Annotated in this window: 1 protein-coding gene; it reads right to left on the bottom strand. The window is 51.8% G+C overall.

Annotated features, from left to right (window positions below; translation table 11 throughout):
• Positions 1–220 (bottom strand): hypothetical protein (locus tag JAO32_RS19935; RefSeq protein ID WP_334243650.1); only part of this gene is annotated, 220 nt, incomplete at its 3' end.
• Positions 221–253: the final 33 nt, after the last annotated feature.

Consider the following 253-nt stretch of genomic DNA (forward strand, 5'->3'; position numbering starts at 1 on the left):
GAACGAAGTTCGTCATCCTGAGCGAAGCCGAAGGACCTGCTTTTCTTGTCCCCAATGGGAATGCTTCATAAAAACCATCCTGTGGTTTTCTTGGCGCATGGCAGAGGGCACAGGAGAATGCAGGTCTCGACTTCACTTCGTTTCGCTCAGGATGACGCGCTTTATGCGTACAAGTTGCACTTAGATACGAGCGGTGGTGCGAAGCTGCATCAATATCCATCCGCCTTGCCATAAGGCTTGCGTGTGTCGTGTC

Source organism: Terriglobus sp. ADX1 (assembly GCF_036877645.1).
In the GTDB taxonomy this organism is placed as follows: domain Bacteria; phylum Acidobacteriota; class Terriglobia; order Terriglobales; family Acidobacteriaceae; genus Terriglobus.